The following is a 23086-nucleotide window of genomic DNA, read 5'->3' as shown; positions in this document are numbered from 1 at the left end:
TCACCATGCTCGAGTGGCCGGCGTCGGTCCAGCCCCTGTTCATCGGCGGCACACTGCTGTGGTCGGGCGGGCTCAAGTGCCTCGGCCGGTCCGCGCGGCGGTCCGCCGAACGCTCCGCGCTCCCCTCGTTGGTCGGCGAAGGCCGGGCCCTGGCCGCGTACCGGCTGACCGGGGCGCTGGAACTGGCGCTGGCCGCCGTGCTCCTGCTCCCGCCCGCGTACGCCGCGGAGGCGGTCGCGGCCGTCGTCCTCGGCGTGGGGTTCCTCGGGTACCTCACCTACGCCAAGGTGGCCGCACCGGACTCCTCCTGCGGCTGCCTCAGCAAGCGGCGTACGCCCGTGACCTGGCGTTCCTTCGCCCGCGCCGGGCTGGTCACGGCGGCGGCGCTGCTGGGCACGCAGGCGGACGCCTGGTGGGCCGGCGGGCTCGGCGCGGGCACCGCCGTCCTGCTCGTCGCCGAGGTGGCGGCCCTTCTCGCGCTGTCTCCGGAGGCGGACGGCCTGTGGCTGCTGCCGCTGCGGCGGCTGCGGATCCGCATGCGCCACCCGCTCGCCGACCGGTCGTTCGAGATGCCGCTGGAGTCCAGCCTGCAACAGCTCCTGGCCAGCCCGGCGTACCGGCAGGTCAGCCCGCTGCTCAGGTCGGGTCTGCGGGAGACGTGGGACGAGGAGGACACGCGGATCCTCTGCTACACGGCCGAGTACGAGGGCACCGCCGCCACCGCGGTCTTCGCCGTACCGCTGCGGCACTACCTCCCCGAGGAGGTCCGCGTGGCCCTCGTCGACGAGTCGTCTGAGAGCACGTTGCTGGTCGGAGTCTGACCGGCTTACGGCGGTGACCCGCGGCGCGGGTCACCGCCGTGCGCGTCAGGGCAGGATCTCGAACCGGGTGGCGATCTCACCGAACAGGGCGGCGTCCTCCTCGGGCACGGACGAGCCGAGCCCCAGGCAGAAGTGGACTCCGTCGACGGCGACGAAGTACTCACGGACCGCCCAGACCCGCCCCGCGTCATGCAGCGCGCACTCCAGGAGGGCTCCCTCCCGGCCACCGACCCGAGCGTCGGTGATCCGGAAGTCGGTGAACCCCGAGCTCTCCAGTGAGGTACGCGCGCCCGCCGCGATGTCGCCCGGGCTTCCCGTCCGCCGGTTCGGCGCGCGGAAGACGATCAGGCTGTGCCGGCGATCCGTGCGCTGGCCGAACCGCGCCGTCTCCCACGGGCTGTTCTTCAGGTTCGGCGGCCGCTCGTCCCAGTCCTCGGGGACCTGGACGGCGTAGCCGAACTGGGATTTCTCGATGCGCTGCCACGACATGGGCTGCTCCTCGGCGTCCATCCGCCGAAGGTGCCTGAGGGCAGCGGTGTAGGACTCGCCGGTACGGCGGGCGCGTTCGCGGACGCGGCGCTTGAAGTGCTTGTTCGCTGTCATCAGGGCCCTCGGCGAACCACGGGACTCGGCCCCCGGCGAGGAGCCCGTGGCGGGCGGATGACCAGCGATCCGGGAAGACCAGTCCCCTTTGCCTCCACCAGGCGGCCCTGCCGGGGAGGGCCGAAGGAGGTTCGGCGGTGGATCGACGCCGCCCTGAGGATAACCCCTCGCGCGCCGTACGGCCATCGGGGAGCGGGCGGCCTCAGGCGGGGCCGATGCCGCGCATGACCGTGGCGACGAGACCGTCGGTGAAGCCGGACGGGATCTCGATCTCCTCGGCGGGAACGCCGCGCAGGAGGTTCGGCAGGACCATCTCGTGGCAGGCGCCGACGATCATGACGGCGGCGGACTCGGGATCGGCGTCCGGCGCGAGGCGGCCGAGGTCGCGTTCCGCGCGCAGGTAGTCCGCGAGATGCGCGCGCAGGCCGCGGCCGCCGGCCATGGGGTTCGGCAGGCCGGCGAATCGCGTGAGCACCTTCGGCTGGGCGAGCAGGCCCGCGAAGGCCGGCAGGATCGCGACGTGCAGCCGCAGGCCGTGCTCGACGTAGGCCAGCAGGTTGTCCGCGACCTCGCCGGCGCCGGCGCGCGCCGGCGGCGTGCCCAGCGAGCGCTCGACGGAGCTCACGTGGGCGTGCAGCGCCTGGGCGAGCAGGTCCTCCTTGTCGGCGAAGTGGTTGTAGAGGACGCCGTCGGCGACCCTGGCCTCGCGGGCGATGTCGCGCACGGTCAGCCCGGCGGTGCCCCGCCGGGCCATGAGCGCCTCCGCGGCGGCGATCAGATGGTCGCGCAGGCTCTGGTCGCCGCCGCGCAGGGCGGACGCTCTTCTCGGTGACATCACGTCGCATCGTATTGGCGCCGCGCGCCGGCCGAGGGTCAGGGGCGCGTGGCCGTGATCAGCCAGGCGGCCCCGCGCAGCCGTACCGCGCCGTCCTTCTCGAAGGAGCGCATCGCCGTGGTCAGCGCGTCGCGCGCCCGGGAGGCGAGGGCCGGGCCCATCTGGTCCAGGGCGGACCGTACCGGCCCCCAGGCGCCGACGAAGGCGGCCGCGTCCTCCGCGTCGTGCCCCCACACCTGGGTGGCGTCGACGGGTGTGGACGTGACGTCCGTCAGGCCGGCGTCGGTGAAAAGCCGGCGGACGTGGTCGGGGTCGGCCAGCGACTCGGGTCCGCTCGCGCCGGGCGCGGAGGCGGGGCCTGACGAGCGCCGGCCGCCGACCGCGGCGAAGACCGTCCCCAGGTCGCTGTCACGGAGGTGCCGCAGGCTCAGGAAGGCCACCCGCCCGCCGGGCCGCAGCGCGCGGGCGACGTTGGCGAACGCGGCGACCGGATCGGCGAAGAACATGACGCCGAACCGGCTGACCGCCACGTCGAACGCCCCCTCGGGGAACGGGTGGACCTGGGCGTCGGCCTGCTCGAAGGTCACGTTGGCGACTCGCTCCTCGGCCGCGGTGGCCCGCGCCCGCTCCAGCATCGGCGCCGACAGGTCCACGCCGGTGGCGTGCCGGCCGCGCCGCGCGGCCAGCCGGGTGAGCTGGCCGTTGCCGCAGCCGATGTCCAGGACCCGATCGCCCGCGCCGATGGCGGCGGCCTCCAGCAGCGGCTCGTTGAAGCCGCTGTTCACGGCGTCGTAGCGGCTCTGGTTGGCGGCCCAGTGACCCCCTTCGTAGCCGTTCCACGCCTCGGCCTGCGCCGTGTTGACGATCGTCGTCATGACACTCCCCCGCCACATCGTTATGAACGTATGTTCATGAACGTACGTTCATAACGTCCTCGTCGTCAAGTGCGAGGGGTGTCCAGCGGCGGTACCCGACGACGGTCACGCCGGGAGTGGAGTAGTAGGGATCGGCGGCGAGGATGTCCCGCAGGCCGCGCTCGTCGGTACGGAAGACCAGCAGCGCCCCCGAGTCGTCGGCCCACGGTCCGGCCATCGTCAGGGTCCCCTCGGCGCGCAGGCGGGAAAGCCGCTCCCGGTGGGCCGGCCGCGCCGCGAGCCGTCGTTCGTCATCGTCGAAGACGAAGGGCGTTATGCCGTCTGTCAAGCTGTCCAGGCGCGTTCTGTCTCATGGCGGACTTCGGCTAGCTTCGACGCTTCACATCTCGCTTCTGGCTGCCGTTGCGGCAGACCTGGATCAGTAGGGCCAGGCGGGCGGCGCGCTCGGCGTCGGCGATCGCCCAGCACAGCGCAACGGTGATGATCGCGATTACGACAGCGCTGGCTGTCAGCACGGGCTCGTCGAAGGCGAGCAGTATCGGGGTGGCCGCCAGTCCCCCGGCGATCTTTAGCGTCACCAGGGCGCCCCGCTTCATGAGGGCGCCTTACTCCGGCGTGGGGCCTTCAGCTCGATTCGCAGGTGGCCCGCTCGGAGGAGTTGCCGCGCAGCGTAGAGGATCTGCTGCCACCGTCCCGCCCCGGCCAAGTCCCACAGTTCGCTGCGGAACTCTTCGGCGTATCTGGCTCGATCGCAACCGGGTAGCAGGCGTGTCGCGACCTGCAACAGTTGCCTCGCCGACCAAGCCGCGCCCTCGACCTGTCGGCGACCTCCGTCATGTCCGTTCGCTGGAAGCGCGCCGAGGATTTCCTTGAGTTCGCCGATCATGGGCAGGACGGCCTCGAAGACGTCGTTGCGGGGGCTGCCCGGCAGCTTCTGGTAGCGACCGATTACCCAGCGAACGGCTTGGTCAAGTTCTTCGCAGTGGCCGGTGGCCTGGGGGTGATCGGCGAAGTCGAGGACGTTGGTGAGGCTCTTGGCGGTGTGGAGGACATCCTTGGCCTTCATGAAGGTGCGGAGGTCGCTGTGGGTGTCACTGACCGCTTGGAGGGTCCGCTTGATGTCGTGGGCGAGTTCGCGATCGCTGAGGGGCATGGTCATGCCGCACCACCGGCAGGCCGGGGGCGGAGCCCAGGAAGCGCGTTGACCGAGGTGCGGGCGGTAGCCAGAGCGTCTCGGGCTCGTTCGGCGCCGTCGGGAGTGAGCCGGTAGTAGCGGCGCCGAGGGCGGCCCTGCTCGTGGGGGTTACCGTCCTCCCAGCGGGATTCCACCCACCCCAGGCCCTCAAGCCGTGCCAGGATCGGATGGATCGTACCGCTGGCCAGGTTCGCCGCTGCGCAGATCTGCAGCCCGTACTTCTCCTGGTCGGGATCCTCAAGTAGTGCCCGCAGCACCAGCTGCGTCGTGAGTGTCATCCGTGGGACAGACCGTTGGGGCATGCCCTTACTCTACCTAGCCCTAGGTAGAGTACAAGTTAGAGGGGTCCGCCCGTCCCGCCGGCTTTCGATCGTCGAACGCAACCGCAGGATTCCCCGGAGTTCGAGTGAACTGAAGGGTCTTCACGATGAACCCATGGGCCTTCAGGCTCTATGGCGGATTCAGGCCCTTGGGTTCGGTGGAACCCAAGGGCCTGCGTTCTACCCCGAACCGTGTCCCCAGCCGCCGAGTAGGTGATCTACAGGTTCTCGATATAGCTGGCGGCGATCTCGTCGGGCGGGCTGGTGTAGAGGCGTAGCGGTTGTTAGGAGAATTCGTACCCGGTGAAGTCGGTGACGTGGACGTATCCGATGCGCTGGTAGAGGGCGTTGCTGGTGGGGTTGGTCGGGTCTGCGAACAGGACGACGTCCGTCGCTCCTGCGGTCAGCGCGGCTCTGCTCACCTCGACCGTCACGGCGCCCGCGTAGCCGCGGCTCCGGAAGGGTGCCGGGGTGAAGACGGGGTCCACCCGGACCATGCCGGCGACCATCGACGTCGAGCCCGCCATGGAGACGAGGGTGCCGTCCGGGGTCTCCCAGAAGGTGAAGTGCTTGTCCGCGAAACGCGTATCGGCCCAGGAGCCGGCATCAATCGCGTCTATGGAGACGCTCTCTCCGACGTTGGCGCAGAACTCACGGCACCAGCGCACGACCCGCTCATGGTCCTGCTTCCCCTCGACGCGGCCCCGGCCCTCCGGGCGCGGCTGAGGTGGGGTGAGTGCGCCGAGATGGTAGAGATGAGCCCGCCAGAAGGGCACCGGCGCTGCACCCGTGTGCTGCCGCCATGCCTCGGCGAACGCGGTGGCGGTGTCGTGGTCCGCGATGACGCCGGAGGGTGAGTGGCCGAGGCCGACCAAGTGAGCGGCGAGGGTGCCGGCCTGCTCGGTAGAGAGTGGGGTGAGGGTCAGGCGGTCGCGCGGAGTGCGGTAGAAGATGGCGCGGACCTTGCCCTCTGACTCCAGCCGGCCGAAGAGGGTGGATTCGGTGCTGTGCCCGTTCGCCGCGCGTGTTCGCAGTCTCTCGATGTCCGTCAGCAGCGTGTTGTGCAGGGCGGGACGTGAGCGCAGGAAGTCTCCCGCTTGGGCGAGGAAGTCTTCGACGTCTTCGGTGAGGTGCCAGTCATCTGGGCGCATGCTGCATGATCCCCCTGCCGGATCTGCCCCCGACCGCGGCCCGAGCCAGCACGAACCCTGCCAGCACATCGGTCTCGAGCCCCACCAGCTCCTCACCGGTGGCCGGAGGACGAGCCTCCCGAAGATCCCGCACGACCGCCAGGCTCAATCGGACCTCCTCGCCTTCATGCATTGGACACAACCGATTACGGAGACGGGTGTTTAGGAATCCTGAGCTGGCTTCACCTAACGGAACCCGCATAGATCAAGAGGAAAGAGCCAGGTCCTGGGACTACAGGGACGAGGAGGGCGCCAACGAACTCGAGGGTTATTTCTTAGTCCGCCGAAGGCTGGATCCCACCAGGACTGGCCGCCCGTCTTTAGGGCGCCCAACGCTTCGGCGAGCGACGGGGCGCCGGCGCTGTATCGGCCGATACTCCGGTTCATGCCGGATGACGTCGCGACGCTGCGGGCCGTGCCGCTCTTCGCCGGCCTGGACCGGCGGCGGCTCACCTCCCTGCCCGGCCGGTCCACCGCCCGCACCGTCACCGCCGGTACGGTCGTCGCCCTGCGGGGCGACCCGGCCGGCCACCTCATCGTCGTGGAGGCCGGCGCGGGGACGGCGGCTGCGGCTCGGGGAGTTCGCGGCGCCGTGCACGGTCGACAAGGCCGCCGTCCTGGCCGGCCGGACCCACACCGCGACATGGCTCGCGGCGACCCGCACGCGGATCCGGCTCGTCCCGGCGGGCGACCTGCTCACGCTCATCGACGAGGTGCCCGGCGTGCGCCACCACGTCCTGCGCCACCTGGCCGGCCGGCTGCACGACCGCCAGGACGACCTGGTGCGGGTCGCGTTCGGCGACACGACCGCACGCGTCGCCGGCCGGCTCGCGCGCGCCGCCGTACGGCCCGGCGACCGGGTGATCCTCCCCGGATCTCAGACCGGCCTCGCCGAGAGCGTCGGCGCGTCCCGTGTGGCGGTCAACCGCGCGCTGAGCGCGCCGGCCACCGCTTCGATGGTCGCGCTCGCCTCCTCACTCACTACGCGGACGGCTCGTCCCTCACCGCCCACTCCGCTCGCTCGTCGGCTCGCCGCTCGTATCGATGGTCGCGCTCGCCTCCTCACTCACTACGCGGACGGCTCGTCCCTCACCGCCCACTCCGCTCGCTCGTCGGCTCGCCGCTCGTGGGGCTCGTGCGGACCGAGCCCGGCGCGGTCGTCGTCCTGGCCCCCAAAGAACTCGCGGCACTCGCGGCCGAGTGATCCGGGCCGGCCGCGCCGGTCAGGACTCGGCGGCGGCGACCTCGAGGGCGTGGGCCAGGTCGTCCGGGTAGGGGCTCTCGAACTCCACCCAGTGCCCGTCGGACGGGTGGTCGAACCCGAGGCGGACCGCGTGCAGCCACTGCCGCCGCAGCCCCAGCCGCGCCGCGAGCGTCGGGTCGGCGCCGTACGCGAGATCACCCGCGCACGGATGGCGTACGGCGGACATGTGCACCCGGATCTGGTGGGTGCGGCCGGTCTCCAGCTTGATGTCGAGCAGGCTGAGCGCGCGGAACGCCTCGATCGTGTCGTAGTGCGTCACCGAGGGGCGCCCGCCCGCGACGACGGCGAACCGGCCGTCGCCGGAGGGGTGCCGGTCGATGGGCGCGTCGATCGTGCCCCGCAGCGGGTCCGGATGTCCCTGGACGAGCGCCTGGTAGCGCTTGTCGACCGTGCGCTCCTTGAAGGCGCGCTTCAGCATGGAGTAGGCCAGCTCGCTCTTGGCCACGACCATCGCGCCGGTGGTGTTCGCGTCGAGGCGGTGGACGATGCCCTGGCGCTCGGCGGCTCCGCTGGTGGCGACCGTGTGGCCGGAACCGAGCAGCCCCTCCAGCACCGTGGGCCCCGTCCAGCCGGGGGTCGGGTGGGCGGCGACGCCGATCGGCTTGTTCACCACGACGATGTCGGCGTCCTCGTACAGGATGGTCATGCCCGGCACCGGCTCCGGCCGCGGCTTCGGCGCCGACGGCGGGGCGGGCAGGGTGACCTCGAGCCAGGACCCCGCCTGCATGCGGTCGGACTTGGCGCCGGCCTGGCCGTCGACGAGCACGTCGCCGGCGGCGATCACCTCGGCGGCGCGGGTGCGCGAGAGCCCGAACAACCGCGCGAGCGCCGCGTCGAGGCGCTCGCCCTCGAGCCCGTCGGGCACGGGCAGGCTGCGATGCTCGGCCATCAGTGTTCGGCGTCCGGTCGGGGGCCGCCGCTCTGGTCGTCGCCGGCCACCGAGGCCTCCCGCCGGTCCGCGGCCGGCGTCTCCGGCTCGGCGGCCTCGCCGGGCGCACCGGCCTCGGGCTGCTCGGGTTTCTCAGGTTTCTCAGGTTTCTCGGGCTCGTCGTCGCGCTGCACCGTGCCGTCCACCTGCAGACCTCGCGAGGCGAGCAGGACGGCCAGCACGCCGCCGCAGACGATCGACGCGTCGGCCAGGTTGAACACCGGCCAGTGCGGCAGCTCGATCCAGTCGACCACGTGCCCGCGGAACACCCCGGGCGAGCGGAACAGGCGGTCGGCGAGGTTGCCCAGGGCACCGCCGAGCAGCAGGCCGAGCGTGACGGCCCACGGCAGGCTGCGCAGCCGCCGCGCGTAGCGCAGGATGGCCACGACCACGCCCGCCGCGATCACGGTGAACACCAGCGTCATGCCGGTGCCGATGTTGAAGGCGGCACCGCTGTTGCGGATCACCCGCAGGGTCAGCAGGCCGCCGAGCAGCTCGACGGGCTGCGGCCGGTCGGGCAGCGTCGCCACCACGATCGCCTTGCTGATCACGTCGAGCGCGAACGCGGCGATCGCGATGGCGACGAGCACGCCGATACGCCGTGGCCGGACGCCGGCGTCTTGCCCTGGGTTCATGGCGTCGCTCAGCGACGCTCCTCTCTCTGTTTGCATATCACGCATAGGGTCGCACGCGGGAAGGCCTGCAGGCGCGCCTTCCCGATCGGCTGCCCGCACGACTCGCACACACCATAGGTGCCCTGGCCGATCCGGTCGACCGCGCGCTCGTTCTGCGCGAGCAGATCCCGCGCGTTGTAGGTGAGCGCCATCTCGTGCTCACGCTCGAACGTCTTGGCCCCGGCGTCGGCCTGGTCGTCGCCGGCCCCCTCCGTCACATCGTTCATCCGCTCGGCGATCTGCGACTCGGCCGCGGCGATCTCCGAACGCAGAGCCGTCATCTCCAGTTCCAGCCGGTCACGTACGTCGGCGAGCTCGCCCGCCGTCCAGTGACCTTCCCCCTGGCGGACCGGCAACCGCTTGGCGGTCGCCGGGGAGATCTTTCGTCCCGTCGCGGACGCGCGCCGTGTGCCGGTGCGTGTCGCGCGAGGCGCCTCAGCCGTGGGATTCCTATCCTTCGGGCCGGCAGTGCCGTCCATAGTCGGGCCCCCCTTGCGCCGATCATCTCTGGCAGTGCGGGAAGCATAGGTCGCGCGTCATCGAGACGGCAAATGACCAGGTCTTGTAACACGCCGCATATGTCCTAATACAGGCGGTTAGCAAAGCCGACGCCGACCGGCCGCTTACCCAAACTTGGCGCGGAACGCCGGTCCGAACGCCGTCGTTCAACCGCCAAACATCCGATTTTCCCCGATCACCCGACCGAAAACCCCCGGACGCGACCGGGTCCTGTACGCCGCCCGTACATAACCGGGAAGAAGTCATCGCCCTCTGTGCGTTATGGTCGCTATCGGCAAGGCGTTGATGGGGACACCTGCCGCCGTACGCAACCATGAGCGACCCGGAGACGGTGCGAGTCCGGGGGTGTGCCCGGCGATCTGATCACCCCGTAGCCGCCGGCAGAACGGTCACCTCGACCCAGTAGACCCGGCCGCCGAGCATGAATGAGCGGGTCGCTCCCTTTCCGGGGCGGCCAAGGAGGGTGGTACCGCGGGGCCCACGCGCCTCGTCCCTCCGGTCCACGTGTCAATGCCGTGTCGCCGGAGGAGTCCCATGGCCGAAGAGCTGCGAGCGCGCCGGATGCGCGCCCTTCCCACCCAGGTCGACCTGCCCGCCCTGGAGCGCGAGGTGCTCACGCGCTGGCGCGAGGACAAGGTCTTCGAGCGTTCGCTCGACCAGACCGCCGGCGGAGACCCCTGGGTCTTCTACGAGGGCCCCCCGACCGCCAACGGCATGCCCGGCGTGCACCACGTCGAGGCGCGCGTGTTCAAGGACCTGTTCCCCCGGTTCAAGACCATGAAGGGCTTCCACGTCCGCCGCAAGGCCGGCTGGGACTGCCACGGACTGCCCGTCGAGGTGGCCGTGGAGCGCGAGCTGGGCCTGACCGGCAAGAAGGACATCGAGGAGTACGGCGTCGCCGAGTTCAACGCCCGGTGCCGCGAGTCGGTGCTCCGCCACGTCGACGCGTTCGAGGCGATGACCGAGCGCATGGGCTACTGGGTCGACCTCGCGCAGGCGTACCGCACCATGGATCCCGAGTACGTCGAGTCCGTCTGGTGGTCGCTCAAGGTCGTCTTCGACAAGGGCCTGCTGGTCCGCGACCACCGCATCAGCCCGTACTGCCCGCGCTGCGGCACTCCCCTGTCCGACCACGAGCTCGGCCAGCCGGGCGGCTACGAGACCGTCACCGACCCGACGGTGACCGTGCGCTTCCCGCTCGCCGAGGGGCCGCTCGAGGGCACCGACCTGCTCGTGTGGACCACGACGCCCTGGACCCTCGTCTCCAACACCGCCGTGGCCGTCCACCCGGACGTGACGTACGTGGTCGCGGCGCGCTCCGGCGAGCCCGGCCGCGTGATCGTCGCGGAGCCGCTGTTCGCCCGCGTCCTCGGCGAGGGCTGGCACATCGTCTCCCGGCACTCCGGGTCCGAGCTGGCCGGCACCGCCTACCGGCCCCCGTTCGACCTGGTGGAGGTGCCCGACGCCCACCGGGTGCTGACCGCCGACTTCGTCACCACCGAGGACGGCACCGGCCTGGTGCACCTGGCGCCCGCGTTCGGCGCCGACGACTTCAACGCCTGCCGCGCCGCCGGGCTGCCCGTCGTGAACCCGGTCCGGCCGGACGGCCACTTCGACCTCACCGTGCCGCTCGTCGGCGGTGTCTTCTTCCGCGACGCCAACCCGCGCCTCATCGAGGAGCTGAAGGAGCGCGGCCGGCTCTTCCGCACCGAGGCGTACGAGCACAGCTACCCGCACTGCTGGCGCTGCCACACGCCGCTCCTGTACTACGCGCTGCCCGCCTGGTACATCAAGACGACCGTGATCAAGGACCGGCTGCTGGAGGAGAACGCCGCCACCAACTGGTTCCCCGAGACGATCAAGGAGGGCCGGTACGGCGAGTGGCTGCGCAACAACGTCGACTGGTCGCTGTCGCGCAGCCGCTACTGGGGCACTCCCCTGCCGCTGTGGCTGTGCGCCGCGGACCACGTGACGTGCGTGGGGTCGCTGAAGGAGCTCGGCGAACTGGCCGGTACGGACCTGAGCGCGCTCGACCCGCACCGCCCGTACGTCGACGACGTCACCTTCGCCTGCCCCGAGTGCGGTGACGAGGCCCGCCGCGTGCCCGACGTCATCGACGCGTGGTACGACTCCGGCTCGATGCCGTTCGCCCAGTGGGGCGCCCCGCACCGGCAGAAGGAGACGTTCGAGTCGTCCTACCCCGCGCAGTACGTCTGCGAGGCGATCGACCAGACCCGCGGCTGGTTCTACTCCATGATGACGGTCGGCACGCTGGTCTTCGACCGCTCGTCGTATGAGAACGTCGTCTGCCTCGGGCACATCCTCGCCGAGGACGGCCGCAAGATGAGCAAGCACCTCGGCAACGTCCTGGAGCCGATCCCGCTCATGGACAAGCACGGCGCCGACGCGCTGCGCTGGTACATGGCGGCGGCCGGCCAGCCGTGGGCGGCCCGCCGGGTCGGCGACGCGGCGCTGGAGGAGATCGTCCGCAAGGTGCTCCTCACGTACTGGAACACCGTCTCCTTCTTCGTCCTCTACGCGAACGCCTCGGACTGGACGACCGAGACGCCGGCCCCGGCGCCCGCGGACCGTCCGCTGCTGGACCGCTGGGTGCTCGCCGAGCTGCACCGGACCGTACGCGAGGTCGACGAGGCCCTGGAGGGCTTCGACACGACGGCGGCCGGGCGGCGGCTCACCGAGTTCATCGACGACCTGTCCAACTGGTACGTCCGCCGGTCCCGACGCCGGTTCTGGGAGGGCCCGGAGGGCGGGCCGGCCAACGCCGCCGCCTTCGCGACCCTGTACGAGTGCCTGGAGACGCTGAGCCGGCTGATGGCGCCGATGGCCCCGTTCCTGACCGACTACGTTTGGAACGTGCTACGCCGGGACGACGCCCCGGACTCGGTGCACCTGGCGAGCTGGCCGACGGTGGACGAGACGCTGGTCGACCCCGCGCTGAGCGAGCAGATGGCGCTCGTACGGCGGCTGGTCGAGCTGGGCCGCGCGGCGCGGGCCTCCTCCGCCGTCCGTACCCGCCAGCCGCTCGGCCGCGCTCTGGTCGGCGCGCCGGGCTGGGACACGCTGCCCGGCGAGCTCCGCGCGCAGATCGCCGACGAGCTGAACGTCCAGGGGTTCGACACCCTCGCCTCGATCGGCCGTGACCTCGTGGAGTACGTCGTCAAGCCGAACTTCCGCGAGCTGGGCAAGCGGTTCGGCAAGCAGACGCCGCAGGTCGCCCAGGCGATCACGTCCGCCGAGCCCGCGGCTCTCACTCACGCGCTGCGCGAGTCCTTCACCGCGACGGTCGACGCGCCGGAGGTCGGCAAGGTCGAACTGACCCCGTCCGACGTGATCGTCACCGAGCGGCCGCTGAGCGGCTGGGCGGTGGAGAGCGCCGCCGGGGAGACGATCGGCCTGGACCTGACCGTCACGCCGGAACTCCGCCGCGCCGGTCTCGTACGCGAGGTGATCCGCCTGGTGCAGGACGCCCGCAAGAACGCCGGCCTGGAGATCACCGACCGGATCGAGCTGTGGTGGCGCACCACGGACGCCGACCTGGACGAGGCCCTGACCGAACACGGTGCCGAGGTGGCGAGCGAGGTGCTCGCGAACACCTGGCACGACGACGAGCCGGAGGAGGAGCTCCCGTCGAACCGGGACGACGGCCTGCGCCTCACCTTCTGGCTGCGCAAGGCGTCCTGACACTTCGCGGGGGGCGGGGTCGCCGTGGGCGGCCCCGCCTCCGTTCACGTACGGCCGTCAGAGCGCGGCGGCGTAGGCCTCGGCCAGGCGTTCCATCACGCTCGGGCCGTCGCGTTCCGGCGGCGGCGCGCCGAGATGGATGGTCCGCAGCTCGGCCATGAACTCGGCCCACAGCTCCGGGCCGCCGGCGGCGAGGAGCTCCGCCCGCACGCGCAGCCGCTTCGTGGTCGGCCGGTGGCGCACCCCCCAGTCGCCGAGCTGCGCGAAGACGGGCACCAGCTGGATCGCCGCCTCGGTCAGGCTGTAGGCCGCCCGCCGTCCCGGCCCCGCGTCCTCGCGGGTCAGCAGGCCGGCGTTCACCAGCCGTTTCAACCGGTCGGCGAGGATATTGGAGGCGATCCCCTCCTCCGAACCTGCGAGCAGCTCCCTGAAGTAGCGCCGGCTCCCGAACATGACGTCCCGCAGCACGAGCAGACTCCAGCCGTCGCCGAACGCCTCGACCGCGGCGTTGATCGGACATCCCGAACGCGCTGACTGCACCAACGCAGATCCCTCCCTCATCCGATTGCAATATACAACCGGATGACCTAATGTCGCCTTACCGATTGCAAAATGCAAGCAGATGGCGGAGGCGATGATGGGCGACACCGAGCGGCAGATCGCGGGCGGGAAGGTGCTCTGGCACTTCACGATGTCGCTGGACGGCTTCGTGGCGGGGCCGGACCACGCGATGGACTGGATGGCCGGCACCTCGTTCCGGCCCGGCCTGGTCGACGAGTACGTCGAGACCACGGGCGCCATCCTCGGCGGGCGAGACGGCTGGGACGCCGCGATCGATGACAAGCGCCCGTACGGCGGCGCCTGGGAGGGACCGATCTTCGTGCTCACCCACCACCCCGAGGACGCGACGCCCGCCGAAGGGGTCACGTTCCTGAACTGCGACCCGGCGGAGGCGGTGCGCATCGGGCTGGAAGCGGCCGGCGGCAAGAACCTCGAGGTGTTCTCGCCCACCATCGGGCGTCGGCTTCTCGAACTGGGCCTGATCGACGAGATCGACCTGCACGTCGCCCCGGTCCTGCTCGGCGACGGCATCCGGCTGTACGACAACCCCGGCGGTGAGCCCGTCCGCCTGCACCGGGTGGGCGAAGGCGACCCCACGTCGGCCGTGAACGTACGGTACCGGCCCACCCCGACGGTCTAGGGCCCTAGCCGCGCCGGCGGCGGCGTAGTGCGCGCTGCTGGTCGCGGAACTCGCGGTGGATCTCGCGCTGCTTCTCGCGGAACTCCAGGTGGATGCGGCGCTGTTCCTCGTGGAGCGTGCGGTGGTCCGGCTTGCCGGACAGGTCGGCGCCGTCCGCGGTCCGGCGCTTCACGTCCACGCCGCCGAGCAGGTTGAATCCGGTGAGCCGGACGACCGGGGCGGCCGCGTCGACCGTGTCCTCCGACGGCAGTGACGTGCCGCCGAGCACCGCGGCGATCGAGTTCACCACGCGCACGCCCGGCGGAACGGTGATCTGCACGCCGCCCATGACGGTGACGATGTTGATCGTGACCTCGCGCTGCGACAGCACCGCCTGCCGGAGGTCGAGCTCGACGCCGCCGCAGACCGCGACCACGTTGGTCCGGGGCTCGATCAGCCAGCGTCCCCGCCGATCGGCGCCGCTGAAGATCGCGACGATGTTCGGCGTGCCGGACTGGGGCGGGGGCAGGTCGTCACGGACGGACGGCCCGGTCTCCGGCGGGCGCACGCCGCCGGTCGCCGGCAGGTCCTCCACGATCGGCGCCAGCTCGGCATACGTCTTCGCCTCGTAGACCGCGTCGAGGCGTTCGGCGTGTTCCTCGGCCGTCAGCCGGCCCTCGGCCAGCGCCTCCCGCAGTTGTTCGGCGACCCGATCGCGGTCGGCGTCCGAGGCGCGCATGCGCGCCGGATCGGGCTCGGAAGGCTTTCCTGAAAGCTCCACAGGGGCATCATTCCGCACGAGGCAGGAAGAGCCAACGCGGAGAGCGCTTCCGGAGGCAGCGGCGCCGTTCCGTCGCCCCGCCCTCACCGCCGGCCGCACGATTCCGGGTTGCCGTCGGCCGCCGGAGGACGTTAGCGTCCGCGGCCGTGGACACCTTCCGTGCCGGCCGGCAGCTTCGGCTGATCGCCGAAGTGCTGGCGACGAGTGCGGCATGCGAGGTTCCGGTCTGGCTCCGGGGCGGCTGGGCGATGGACTTCTTCCTCGGCGAGGTGACACGGGACCACCGTGACATCGACTGGTTCGCCTGGGCCGGTGACGCGGAACGTCTGGGCGCGGAGCTCGCCCGGCGGGGGTACCGGCCGGTGGCGGGCCTGCCGCCGGAGCAGCAGCTCGACATGCTCAAGGACGGGCAGGAGCTGAGCTTCAACCTGATCCGCCGCGACGGATCGGGACGCGTCGTGGTCGGGGGTGGCCCGTGGGCGGGCTCGCCGTGGCCGGAGGACCTGCTGGAGCCGCACACCGGCCGCATCGGGAGCCTCTCCTGTCCGATCATCGCTCCCCGTGCGCAGATCGAGATCAAGCGGATGATGCCGGTCTGGGTGCCGGGCAGTCCGCGCCGCGCCAAGGACGCCGAGGACATCGCGCGCCTTGAAGCGGCCCTTGCCGCAGGCGGGCCCGAACGTCCACCTCCGTAGGACGCACCGCCTTCCGGCGCCTGGCCGTTACCGGCGGAGGCCGGTCCCGCGCATACGAAAAGGACCCGGGCGGAGCCGGGTCCTCTGCGGTGTGGGCGAGCTCAGTAGGAGTCGTCCGAGGGATCCTTGTCGGGCTGGCACACCAGGCAGGGGGTGCAGCCGCGCTCCTTCGCCTCGGTACGGGTCAGCGACTCCAGGTCGTCGGCGTCGTCCGCGATGTCCTCGATGAGGGCGCAGTTGGGACGGTGGTAGCGCTTGGTGCCGCTCAGGATGCGGACGAGCGAGTCGTCCGACGCCGCGTCGTCCTCGGAGGCGTCGTCGTCAGAGGCGTCGTCGGCGGAGGCGTCGGACTCGGCGTCGTCGGCCGGCTTCGGCGTCTCGTCCTCGTCCTCGTCCTCGTCGCCGGTCGCGGACTCGTCCGTGTCGGCGGGCTCCTCGTCGGCCTGGTCGTCGGGCCGGTCCTCGGCCTCGTCGGCCGCCCGGTCGTCGGCGTCGTCGGACCGGCCGGTCTCGGTCACCGCCGTTTCGGCCGAATCCGTCTCGGCCGAGTCCGTCTCCGCGGGGGCCTCGGCGGCCGGCTCATCCTCGGTCTCGGACGGCTGCTCCGCCGTCTCGGAGTCCTCCACGGCCTCCGGCTCCTCGGCGGCCTCCGGCTCCGACGGCGCCGGGGTGGCGGCCTCGGGCTCGGCGGGCTCCTCGGCGCGGGCCGCGTCGTCGTCCTCGGCGGGCGTCTCGTCGCTGGTGCTGGCGTCGTCCCGGTCCAGCGGCTCGAAGAACGACCGGCTGCGCGCCAGCGGTCGTTCGGCGGCCGGTTCGGACGGCTCCTCGGCGACCTCCGACTGCGGCTCCGCGTCGGTCTCCTGGTCGGTGTGGTGGTCGGCCTCGTGGAGGGTGTCGGCTTCGGACGTCACGGTCGACTCGGCCGCCGCTGGGGACTCGGCTGCGGGTGCGGTCTCGTCGTCGTCGAGCCGGGTGACGGGCAGATCCGTGCGCGTCACCGAGGCCGGGTCGTCGGCCCTGGGAGCGGTGAGCTCGGCGGTGTCCGCCGCGGTCTCCAGGGACTCGGTGGGGCGGGCGTCCTCGGGGGACGCGGGTGTCTCGGCGGCGGGCTCGGTCTCCGTGACCGCCGCTCGGGCCGCCAATGCCGTGTCGGGGAGACAGGCCGTACAGGCGGTGAAGCCCTCCTCGCGCGCCTCGACGTAGGTGAGCTCCTCCTTGTCGCGGCCCGCCAGCTGGCGGCAGGTCTCCAGGTGGTAGCGCTTACGGCCGGGGATCACATAGACGCTCGTCTCGGGGGGCACGTCGATCGCGGTCGTCGGGACCACCGAGACCGGTGCCTCCTCGCCCGCGCCCACGCGTGCCTTCGCCTTGGCCGTACGGGCGGTCTTGGACCGCGCCGCGGACCTCTTGGCGGACGACTCCGCCTCGGCGCTGCCGAACAGCTCCTTGCGGCGTAGGAACACCCCGATGGCTAGGCAGAGGGCGGAGATGATGCTGATCCCGATGGAGACGTAGATCAGTTTCAGTCCGTCAAGCCCCGCAACCTCGTGCCCGGTGTTGCCCGTGACGATGCCCGTGACTAGCAGGGCGATCGCCAGGACGACGAGCACACCACTCAGGATGATCACGCAGGTCTCCCTCTAACCGACCGTCGTACGGAGATGCGCAGCAACGCTAGCGCAACTTCGGCCGATTCGGTCGCCTCCAACCGGCTACCACTTTGTTCGAGGCTGGACATTCGCCTCTCGCGACGCGCGCTTGATCAGCGGCGGTCGTGCGGCGGGTTGTCGGCGGTGTGGAAACCTCCGGTGGCGTGCTGGGCGTGCTGCGGCTCGGGCTGGTGCTGCGGGAAGGGATTCTGGCCGGTGTTGGCCGGTCCGACCGACGGCTGGCCGTTGCGCACCTCGGCGTGCTGGGGCATGGAGGGCTGTGCGGGCTGCGGACCCGTGCCGCCCGGGCCGACGCCGAACGGCGCGTTCTGGCTGGCTCCGGCCTCCAGCTCGCGCAGCTGGCCCTCGAGGTAGGCCTTCAGGCGGCTGCGGTATTCACGCTCGAAGGCGTTGAGGTCGTCGACCATGCGCTCGAGCTCTTCGCGCTGCTGCACGAGGGAGCCCATCGCCTGACGGTGGCGGTCCTGGGCGTCGCGCTCGAGCGACTCGGCGCGGGCTCGGGCCTCGCTGACGATCTGCTCGGACTGCCGGCGGGCCTTGCCGAGGATCTCCTCGGCCTCGCGGCGGGCGCGGCCCAGCGTCTCGTCGGCCTCGCGGCGCGCGTCGGCGATCGCCTGGTCGGCCGTCTGCTGCGCGAGCGCGAGCACGCGGGCGGCCGTGTCCATGTTGTCCTCACCCGGGCTGCTCACCGGCGCGGGCGGCTGCGGCGCGACCGGGGGTATGCCGAGGCTGCCCAGCATCGGCTCCGGCTCCGGCTTGGGCTCCGGAGGCTTGGGCGGCTCGGGCATGTGCGTCATCTCGGGCTTGGGCTCGACGATGGGAGCGGCCATCGCCGGAACCTTGCCACGAAGGCACTCGGCGAGCTTGGCCCGCAGCTCCTCGTTCTCCTGGATGAGCCGGTCGAGCTCCGCCTCGACCTCGTCGAGGAAAGCGTCGACCTCCTCTTCGTCGTAGCCCGGCCGAAGCCGGGTGGTACTGAACTGCTTGTTCCGCACATCCGCGGGTGTCAGCGGCATCTGGTCTCCTTGGCGCGCTTGGAGTCTGTCCCCGAACGGACGGTACCCGATCAGAGCGGCTGGACGACGATGATCAAGAACCAGACCATGAAGAAGAGGACCGTGAAGCTCAGGTCGAACGCAACGTTACCCAGCCGAACGGACGGGATGAAACGGCGTAGCAGTCTAAGGGGTGGATCGGTGACCGTGTAAGTGGTCTCCGCCAACACCAGCACCACCCCGGTAGGCCTCCACGACCGGGCGAACGCCTGAAGCGTCTCGAGTACCAGCCTGCCGATGAGGAAGAGCAGGAACAGGTAGAGCGGGATGCTCAGGTAGCTTCCAAGGTTCACGAACACTCTCGCATGTGGCTGTCAGCTCTGATTGAAGAACCCTCGTTCTGCCATACGGGCCTTGTCTTCGGCGGTCACCTCGACATTGGCTGGGGACAACAGGAACACCTTGTTCGTAACACGCTCGATGCTTCCGTGCAGGCCGAATATGAGACCAGCCGCGAAGTCGACGAGACGCTTCGCGTCGCTGTCGACCATCTCGGTGAGATTCATGATCACCGGGGTCCCTTCCCGGAAGTGCTCTCCGATCGTGCGGGCCTCGTTGTAGGTCCTGGGATGAAGCGTAGTGATTCGAGCGAGGTCTGACACCGCCGACTCGGCAAGAGGCGGCCGACGCTCCGAGACGAACGCCTTGTGATCGCCTTCCGCCTGGTCCGGGGCTCCCGTGGACTGCTGAGGGGATGACTCGTCGTCGGCACGATCCACCCGGCGACGGTCCGCGGCATCGTCGTCGTAGATGTCGTACTCGTCGTACTCATCATCGTAGCGATCGTCCTCCACAAGGCCGAGGTAGACCGCCATCTTGCGCATCGCGCTGGCCATACGCCCCCTCCGTCGTCCACCGACAAGAGATCCCTGCGGGAAGCTTCCACTGGTCGATCGTTACGTTTGAACACGGACACCAAGGTCCACTGTGGGGACATTACCTGACGATTGCCCGTCGACCTCCGAGCAACGCCGTACCAATGCGGACGTGTGTCGCGCCACTCACGATCGCGTGCTCCAAATCACCGCTCATGCCCGCCGATACCGTTTTGGCGTCCGGATAGACGGCGCGCAGAGAATCGGAGATCTCCGCCAGACGAGCGAATGCGGGGGCCGGGTCGGCGCCGAGCGGCGCCACCGCCATCAGCCCGCCGAGCCGGAGCCCCTTGGCGGCGCTGAGCGCCTCAGCGAGCGCGAGCACCCCGTCGGGCCGTACGCCGCCGCGGCCGCCCTCCGCCGTACCGGCCTCGTCCAGGGAGACCTGGATGAGACAGCGCGGCGAACGCCCGGCGTCGGTCGCGGCCCGTGACAGCGCGTTCACCAGCCGCGCCCGGTCGACCGAGTGGATCACATCGGCGTACGAGACGACGGAGCGGGCCTTGTTCGTCTGCAGCTGTCCGACGAAGTGCCAGGTCAGATCGAGGTCGCGGCAGTCGTACACCTTGGCGGCCGCCTCCTGGTCGCGGTTCTCCGCGACGTCGGTGATCCCCAGTTCGGCGAGGAGCCGTACGTCGGAGGCGGGGAAGGTCTTGGTGACGGCGACGAGCGTGATCTCATCCGGCGCACGGCCGGCGGCGTGACACGCCTTGGCGATCCGCTCACGTACGGCGGCGAGGTTCGCGGCCAGTTCTTCGATACGACTCATCCCTTTTCCGACCCTCCGCGGGGAGACGGCGGCAGAGTATCCCGCCGGGTCACCGCCCCATCACGCGGGGTCGGCGCGTGCGGCCGGGTCCGGCTCGGACCCGGCCGTGCCGACATGGCGCGGACCGGCCGGTGCCGCCCGGGAGCGGCGACCGCGTACACGCGACCGAGGTCGGCCGCGCCGTGCGCCTGTCCGGCGCGTCGCCCGCCGAGACGTACCTGGGCCAGAAGGCGATCCTCGACGCCGCGCGGGCCGCGGGCGCGGACGCCGTCCACCCGGGGTACGCCTTCCTGTCCGAGAACGCCGTACGCCTTCCTGTCCGAGAATGCCGCGTTCGCCGAGGCGGCGCGCGGTCACGTTATCCACAATCGCGCCGCCCACCTGCCCGGACGCTTCCGACCCTGGACAATGGAAGTGGGATGGACCCCCGGGAGGGAGGGCCCTGCCCACCCCCGGCGCCGACCGGGGCCCGGACGTCCGTACGGTGTGCCGCGTCGGCGTCCGGCGCGCGATCGGCGGGAAGGATTCCGCAGGTCCGCGCGGCGTGCCGGGCCAGGAGAACGGCCCGGCGTCGCTTCGGTGGCTACTTCAGGAAGTCCGGCACGTCGAGGTCGTCGTCCTCTTCGAAGACGACGGGGCGGCGACGGGACGCGTCGGTGTTCAGGCGCGCCGCGGCAGGCTCGGTCGCCGGCCGCGGCACCTTAGGGCCCGCGACGGCCTCATTCGACGTCGAGCGGGGCGAGGTGGCCGACCCACCGACCGCTCCTCCGGCCGATCCGCTCGCCGGGGCTCCGGCCGGTCCTCCGGAGTCGCGGCCGGGCTCGCCCGGCTTGCCCGGGCCCGGCGGCTCGTGCTTGGGCTCGGTCGGCTTCGGCAGCTCCGCCTTGGGCGAGGCGGAAGCCGGGACCGCCGGCGCCTGCGGCTTGTGGTCGTCCTCCGGCTCGGCGCTCCGGGCCGGCGGGGCGGGCATCGGGGTGACGCGCGGCGGCGGGGGCGTCTGCGGCGGGACCACGGGGCGGGGCGCGGCCACCGGCGGCGTCGCCACGGGCGGCGTGGCCACCGGCGGTCGCGCCGGGGTGTTGCGCTTGGGCTCGGACTGTGGTCCGGGCCTGTTGTCCGGGCGGATGTCGTCGAAGCCCGCCGCGATGACGGTCACGCGGACCTCGTCGCCGAGCGCGTCGTCGATGACGGCGCCGAAGATGATGTTGGCGTCGGGTGCCGCGGCGTTGGACACCAGCTGCGCCGCCTCATTGATCTCGAACAGGCCGAGGTCGGAGCCGCCCGAGATCGACAGCAGCACGCCGTGGGCGCCGTCGATGCTGGCCTCCAGCAGCGGGCTGGAGATCGCCATCTCGGCCGCCGCGACGGACCGGTCGTCGCCGCGTGCGGAGCCGATGCCCATCAGGGCCGAGCCGGCCCCGGACATGACCGACTTGACGTCGGCGAAGTCGAGGTTGATCAGGCCCGGAGTGGTGATGAGGTCGGTGATGCCCTGAACACCGGAGAGGAGCACCTGGTCGGCGGCCTTGAAGGCGTCGAGCACACTGACCTGGCGGTCGGAGATCGACAGCAGCCGGTCGTTGGGGATGACGATGAGGGTGTCGACCTCGTCGCGCAGCGTCTCGATGCCGGCCTCGGCCTGCATCGCGCGGCGCTTGCCCTCGAAGCTGAAGGGGCGTGTCACCACGCCGATCGTGAGCGCGCCGAGCGACCGGGCGATGTTGGCCACGACCGGCGCCCCGCCCGTGCCGGTGCCGCCGCCCTCGCCCGCCGTGACGAAGACCATGTCGGCGCCCTTGAGCACCTCTTCGATCTCTTCGCGGTGGTCCTCGGCGGCCTTGCGACCGACGTCGGGGTTGGCGCCGGCGCCGAGACCGCGGGTGAGCTCGCGGCCGACGTCGAGCTTGACGTCGGCGTCACTCATGAGCAGCGCTTGGGCGTCGGTGTTGATAGCGATGAATTCAACGCCCTTGAGGCCCTCTTCGATCATGCGGTTGACGGCATTGACGCCACCACCGCCGATGCCGACGACCTTGATGACCGCTAGGTAATTCTGCGGTGCTGCCACAACGAGGGGCCCTTCCGCTCGCTCTATCTCTATGACCATCGGCCGCCCGTCAAGGCGACCGTCATGTTTCCTACCGGGGCCGGAACCCTCACCCTCAAGTTGAGACTTACAGTTATGTCAACCTAAGGCTGATACGGACAGTAGGGGCGCACCACTGCAGGGTCAACTAACCCGGCCCCGAGCCGATCGGCGTGTCGCGCGACATCCCACTAATCCTGTTTCGTCCCCCGCCACATGGCGAATGTCCCCGTCATGCGGCCGCCCCAGTGTGGCGCGTACGAAGGGTTCACCGCTACTCGGTGGTGACAACCTCCGGCGCGCTCACGTCGATGGTCTTGGTTTCGCGCTGCGAAGCCGTGCTCAGCAGCCCGCGGAGCAACCGTAGCTTGTCCTCGGTGCGTTCCGGCGCACCCCACACGATGGCGACGCCCTCTTTGAGCCGCAGCGTGACCGCCTCGGGCGAGCGCGCCTCGACGCTCGCGACGCGCCGGGACACCCAGGCGGGCAGGGCGCGGATGACGGCGAGCCCCGCCCGCAGCGACGGATCGCTCGACACCGGGGTCGCCACGACGAGCTCCGGCAGGCCGCGCGGGCGCGCCGCCGACGTGAGAACCGTCACGCCGTAGCGGTCGATCTGCAGGAACCGGTTGTCCTGCTGCACGGCGGCCACCGGCGTGCGCTCGCGCACGACGATGCGCACCGTGGTCGGCCAGCGCCGCTCGACCCGGGCGGTCTCGACCTCCTGGACCGCCTCGACCCGGTCGCGCACGGCCCCGGTGTTCAGCTTGATGAGCGGCTCGCCGAGGCGTACGCGGGCGACGGCGAGCACCTGGTCGCGCGACACCAGCCGCTCCCCCACCACGTCGATGTGCCGAGCGACGAGCAGCCGCGAGCCCAGCAGCACCCACGCCGCCGTGCCGAGCACCCCGGTGACGAGCAGCGCGACGAACAGCGCCTTCCAGCGGCTCGACCGGTCCCGCCGTCGTCGCGGGAGGGGACGTGGCGCGTCCTCGTCCTCCGTACCGCCGGGTTCGTCGGGCTCGATGCTCACCGGGTCTCCTCACCTG

General features: G+C 71.2%; 24 protein-coding genes and 1 pseudogene. 5 read left to right on the top strand and 20 right to left on the bottom strand.

Annotated elements, in window-relative coordinates; genetic code table 11:
• Positions 1–5 precede the first annotated feature (5 nt).
• On the top strand, positions 6–821 hold the full coding sequence (locus ACQEV1_RS19770; RefSeq protein ID WP_433395090.1) for a MauE/DoxX family redox-associated membrane protein: 816 nt from the start codon (positions 6–8) through the stop codon (positions 819–821).
• 45 nt (positions 822–866) lie between these two features.
• Here ACQEV1_RS19770 and ACQEV1_RS19765 read toward each other — a convergent pair whose 3' ends face one another.
• From ACQEV1_RS19765 to ACQEV1_RS19715, 11 genes are all read right to left on the bottom strand, one after another.
• Complete coding sequence (locus tag ACQEV1_RS19765; RefSeq protein WP_285616833.1) at positions 867–1424, bottom strand: hypothetical protein; 558 nt, start codon at positions 1422–1424, stop codon at positions 867–869.
• Between the two features lie 202 nt (positions 1425–1626).
• Positions 1627–2259 (bottom strand): TetR/AcrR family transcriptional regulator, encoded by a 633-nt coding sequence (locus ACQEV1_RS19760; RefSeq protein ID WP_433395088.1) that lies wholly within the window; start codon positions 2257–2259, stop codon positions 1627–1629.
• A 38-nt stretch (positions 2260–2297) separates the two neighbouring features.
• The gene (locus ACQEV1_RS19755) at positions 2298–3134 is read right to left on the bottom strand and encodes a class I SAM-dependent methyltransferase (protein WP_433395086.1); all 837 of its coding nucleotides are present in this window, start codon (positions 3132–3134) and stop codon (positions 2298–2300) included.
• 34 nt (positions 3135–3168) lie between these two features.
• Complete coding sequence (locus tag ACQEV1_RS19750; RefSeq protein WP_433395084.1) at positions 3169–3462, bottom strand: YciI family protein; 294 nt, start codon at positions 3460–3462, stop codon at positions 3169–3171.
• A 37-nt stretch (positions 3463–3499) separates the two neighbouring features.
• Entirely contained in the window at positions 3500–3730 is a 231-nt protein-coding gene (locus tag ACQEV1_RS19745) for a hypothetical protein (protein WP_433395082.1), read from the bottom strand.
• Positions 3727–4293 carry a hypothetical protein gene (locus ACQEV1_RS19740; protein ID WP_433395080.1) on the bottom strand — a complete coding sequence of 189 codons (567 nt, stop codon included), beginning with the start codon at positions 4291–4293 and terminating at the stop codon, positions 3727–3729. The genes ACQEV1_RS19745 and ACQEV1_RS19740 overlap by 4 nt, the downstream gene beginning before the upstream one ends.
• Positions 4290–4607, bottom strand: coding sequence for a PadR family transcriptional regulator (locus tag ACQEV1_RS19735; RefSeq protein ID WP_433395078.1), 318 nt, complete (start codon positions 4605–4607; stop codon positions 4290–4292). The genes ACQEV1_RS19740 and ACQEV1_RS19735 overlap by 4 nt, the downstream gene beginning before the upstream one ends.
• A 326-nt stretch (positions 4608–4933) precedes the next feature.
• Entirely contained in the window at positions 4934–5800 is an 867-nt protein-coding gene (locus ACQEV1_RS19730) for a GNAT family N-acetyltransferase (protein WP_433395075.1), read from the bottom strand.
• Positions 5801–7062: 1262 nt separating this feature from the next.
• On the bottom strand, positions 7063–7992 hold the full coding sequence (locus ACQEV1_RS19725; RefSeq protein ID WP_285616841.1) for an RluA family pseudouridine synthase: 930 nt from the start codon (positions 7990–7992) through the stop codon (positions 7063–7065).
• Positions 7992–8666 carry a signal peptidase II gene (gene lspA, locus ACQEV1_RS19720; protein ID WP_433395073.1) on the bottom strand — a complete coding sequence of 225 codons (675 nt, stop codon included), beginning with the start codon at positions 8664–8666 and terminating at the stop codon, positions 7992–7994. Before lspA ends, ACQEV1_RS19725 begins: the two co-directional genes overlap by 1 nt.
• 8 nt (positions 8667–8674) lie before the next feature.
• Positions 8675–9085 carry a TraR/DksA family transcriptional regulator gene (locus ACQEV1_RS19715; RefSeq protein ID WP_285567187.1) on the bottom strand — a complete coding sequence of 137 codons (411 nt, stop codon included), beginning with the start codon at positions 9083–9085 and terminating at the stop codon, positions 8675–8677.
• 673 nt (positions 9086–9758) lie between these two features.
• Here ACQEV1_RS19715 and ileS point away from each other — a divergent pair.
• Positions 9759–12926 carry an isoleucine--tRNA ligase gene (gene ileS, locus ACQEV1_RS19710; RefSeq protein WP_433395071.1) on the top strand — a complete coding sequence of 1056 codons (3168 nt, stop codon included), beginning with the start codon at positions 9759–9761 and terminating at the stop codon, positions 12924–12926.
• Between the two features lie 57 nt (positions 12927–12983).
• On the opposite strand, the gene ACQEV1_RS19705 is transcribed toward ileS, so the two are convergent.
• A complete protein-coding gene (locus tag ACQEV1_RS19705) occupies positions 12984–13487 on the bottom strand; it encodes a winged helix-turn-helix transcriptional regulator (protein ID WP_285616845.1) in 504 nt (167 codons plus the stop codon).
• A gap of 61 nt (positions 13488–13548) precedes the next feature.
• Between ACQEV1_RS19705 and ACQEV1_RS19700 the strand changes: the two genes are divergently transcribed.
• Positions 13549–14127: a dihydrofolate reductase family protein gene (locus tag ACQEV1_RS19700; protein ID WP_433395069.1), complete on the top strand. Its 579-nt coding sequence runs from the start codon at positions 13549–13551 to the stop codon at positions 14125–14127.
• Between the two features lie 4 nt (positions 14128–14131).
• Here ACQEV1_RS19700 and ACQEV1_RS19695 read toward each other — a convergent pair whose 3' ends face one another.
• A complete protein-coding gene (locus ACQEV1_RS19695; protein ID WP_432705540.1) occupies positions 14132–14845 on the bottom strand; it encodes a DUF1707 SHOCT-like domain-containing protein in 714 nt (237 codons plus the stop codon).
• Between the two features lie 188 nt (positions 14846–15033).
• Here ACQEV1_RS19695 and ACQEV1_RS19690 point away from each other — a divergent pair, with 188 nt between their 5' ends.
• Positions 15034–15582 carry a nucleotidyltransferase domain-containing protein gene (locus ACQEV1_RS19690; RefSeq protein ID WP_433395067.1) on the top strand — a complete coding sequence of 183 codons (549 nt, stop codon included), beginning with the start codon at positions 15034–15036 and terminating at the stop codon, positions 15580–15582.
• Between the two features lie 101 nt (positions 15583–15683).
• Here the strand turns inward: ACQEV1_RS19690 and ACQEV1_RS19685 are convergent, their stop codons facing one another.
• From ACQEV1_RS19685 to ACQEV1_RS19665, 5 genes are all read right to left on the bottom strand, one after another.
• Complete coding sequence (locus ACQEV1_RS19685) at positions 15684–17210, bottom strand: hypothetical protein (RefSeq protein ID WP_433395065.1); 1527 nt, start codon at positions 17208–17210, stop codon at positions 15684–15686.
• Positions 17211–17344: 134 nt separating this feature from the next.
• Positions 17345–18268: a DivIVA domain-containing protein gene (locus tag ACQEV1_RS19680; protein WP_433395063.1), complete on the bottom strand. Its 924-nt coding sequence runs from the start codon at positions 18266–18268 to the stop codon at positions 17345–17347.
• Positions 18269–18318: 50 nt separating this feature from the next.
• Positions 18319–18600 carry a YggT family protein gene (locus ACQEV1_RS19675; RefSeq protein ID WP_285566527.1) on the bottom strand — a complete coding sequence of 94 codons (282 nt, stop codon included), beginning with the start codon at positions 18598–18600 and terminating at the stop codon, positions 18319–18321.
• Positions 18601–18621: 21 nt separating this feature from the next.
• Positions 18622–19143 carry a cell division protein SepF gene (locus tag ACQEV1_RS19670; protein ID WP_285616850.1) on the bottom strand — a complete coding sequence of 174 codons (522 nt, stop codon included), beginning with the start codon at positions 19141–19143 and terminating at the stop codon, positions 18622–18624.
• 100 nt (positions 19144–19243) lie between these two features.
• Entirely contained in the window at positions 19244–19951 is a 708-nt protein-coding gene (locus ACQEV1_RS19665) for a YggS family pyridoxal phosphate-dependent enzyme (RefSeq protein WP_433395060.1), read from the bottom strand.
• Between the two features lie 158 nt (positions 19952–20109).
• Between ACQEV1_RS19665 and ACQEV1_RS19660 the strand changes: the two are divergent.
• A pseudogene (locus tag ACQEV1_RS19660) lies at positions 20110–20256 on the top strand (biotin carboxylase N-terminal domain-containing protein); the annotation flags it as partial.
• A gap of 278 nt (positions 20257–20534) precedes the next feature.
• Here the strand turns inward: ACQEV1_RS19660 and ftsZ are convergent.
• Positions 20535–22019 (bottom strand): cell division protein FtsZ, encoded by a 1485-nt coding sequence (gene ftsZ, locus ACQEV1_RS19655; protein ID WP_285616854.1) that lies wholly within the window; start codon positions 22017–22019, stop codon positions 20535–20537.
• 292 nt (positions 22020–22311) lie between these two features.
• Entirely contained in the window at positions 22312–23070 is a 759-nt protein-coding gene (locus ACQEV1_RS19650; protein ID WP_285616855.1) for a cell division protein FtsQ/DivIB, read from the bottom strand.
• Between the last annotated feature and the right edge of the window lie 16 nt (positions 23071–23086).

It is taken from the genome of Actinoallomurus sp. CA-142502 (assembly GCF_050936355.1).
Taxonomy (GTDB): Bacteria; Actinomycetota; Actinomycetes; order Streptosporangiales; family Streptosporangiaceae; genus Actinoallomurus; species Actinoallomurus iriomotensis.
The sequence above is the reverse complement of the archived record's forward strand: the minus strand, read 5'-3'. Positions and strand labels throughout refer to the sequence as shown.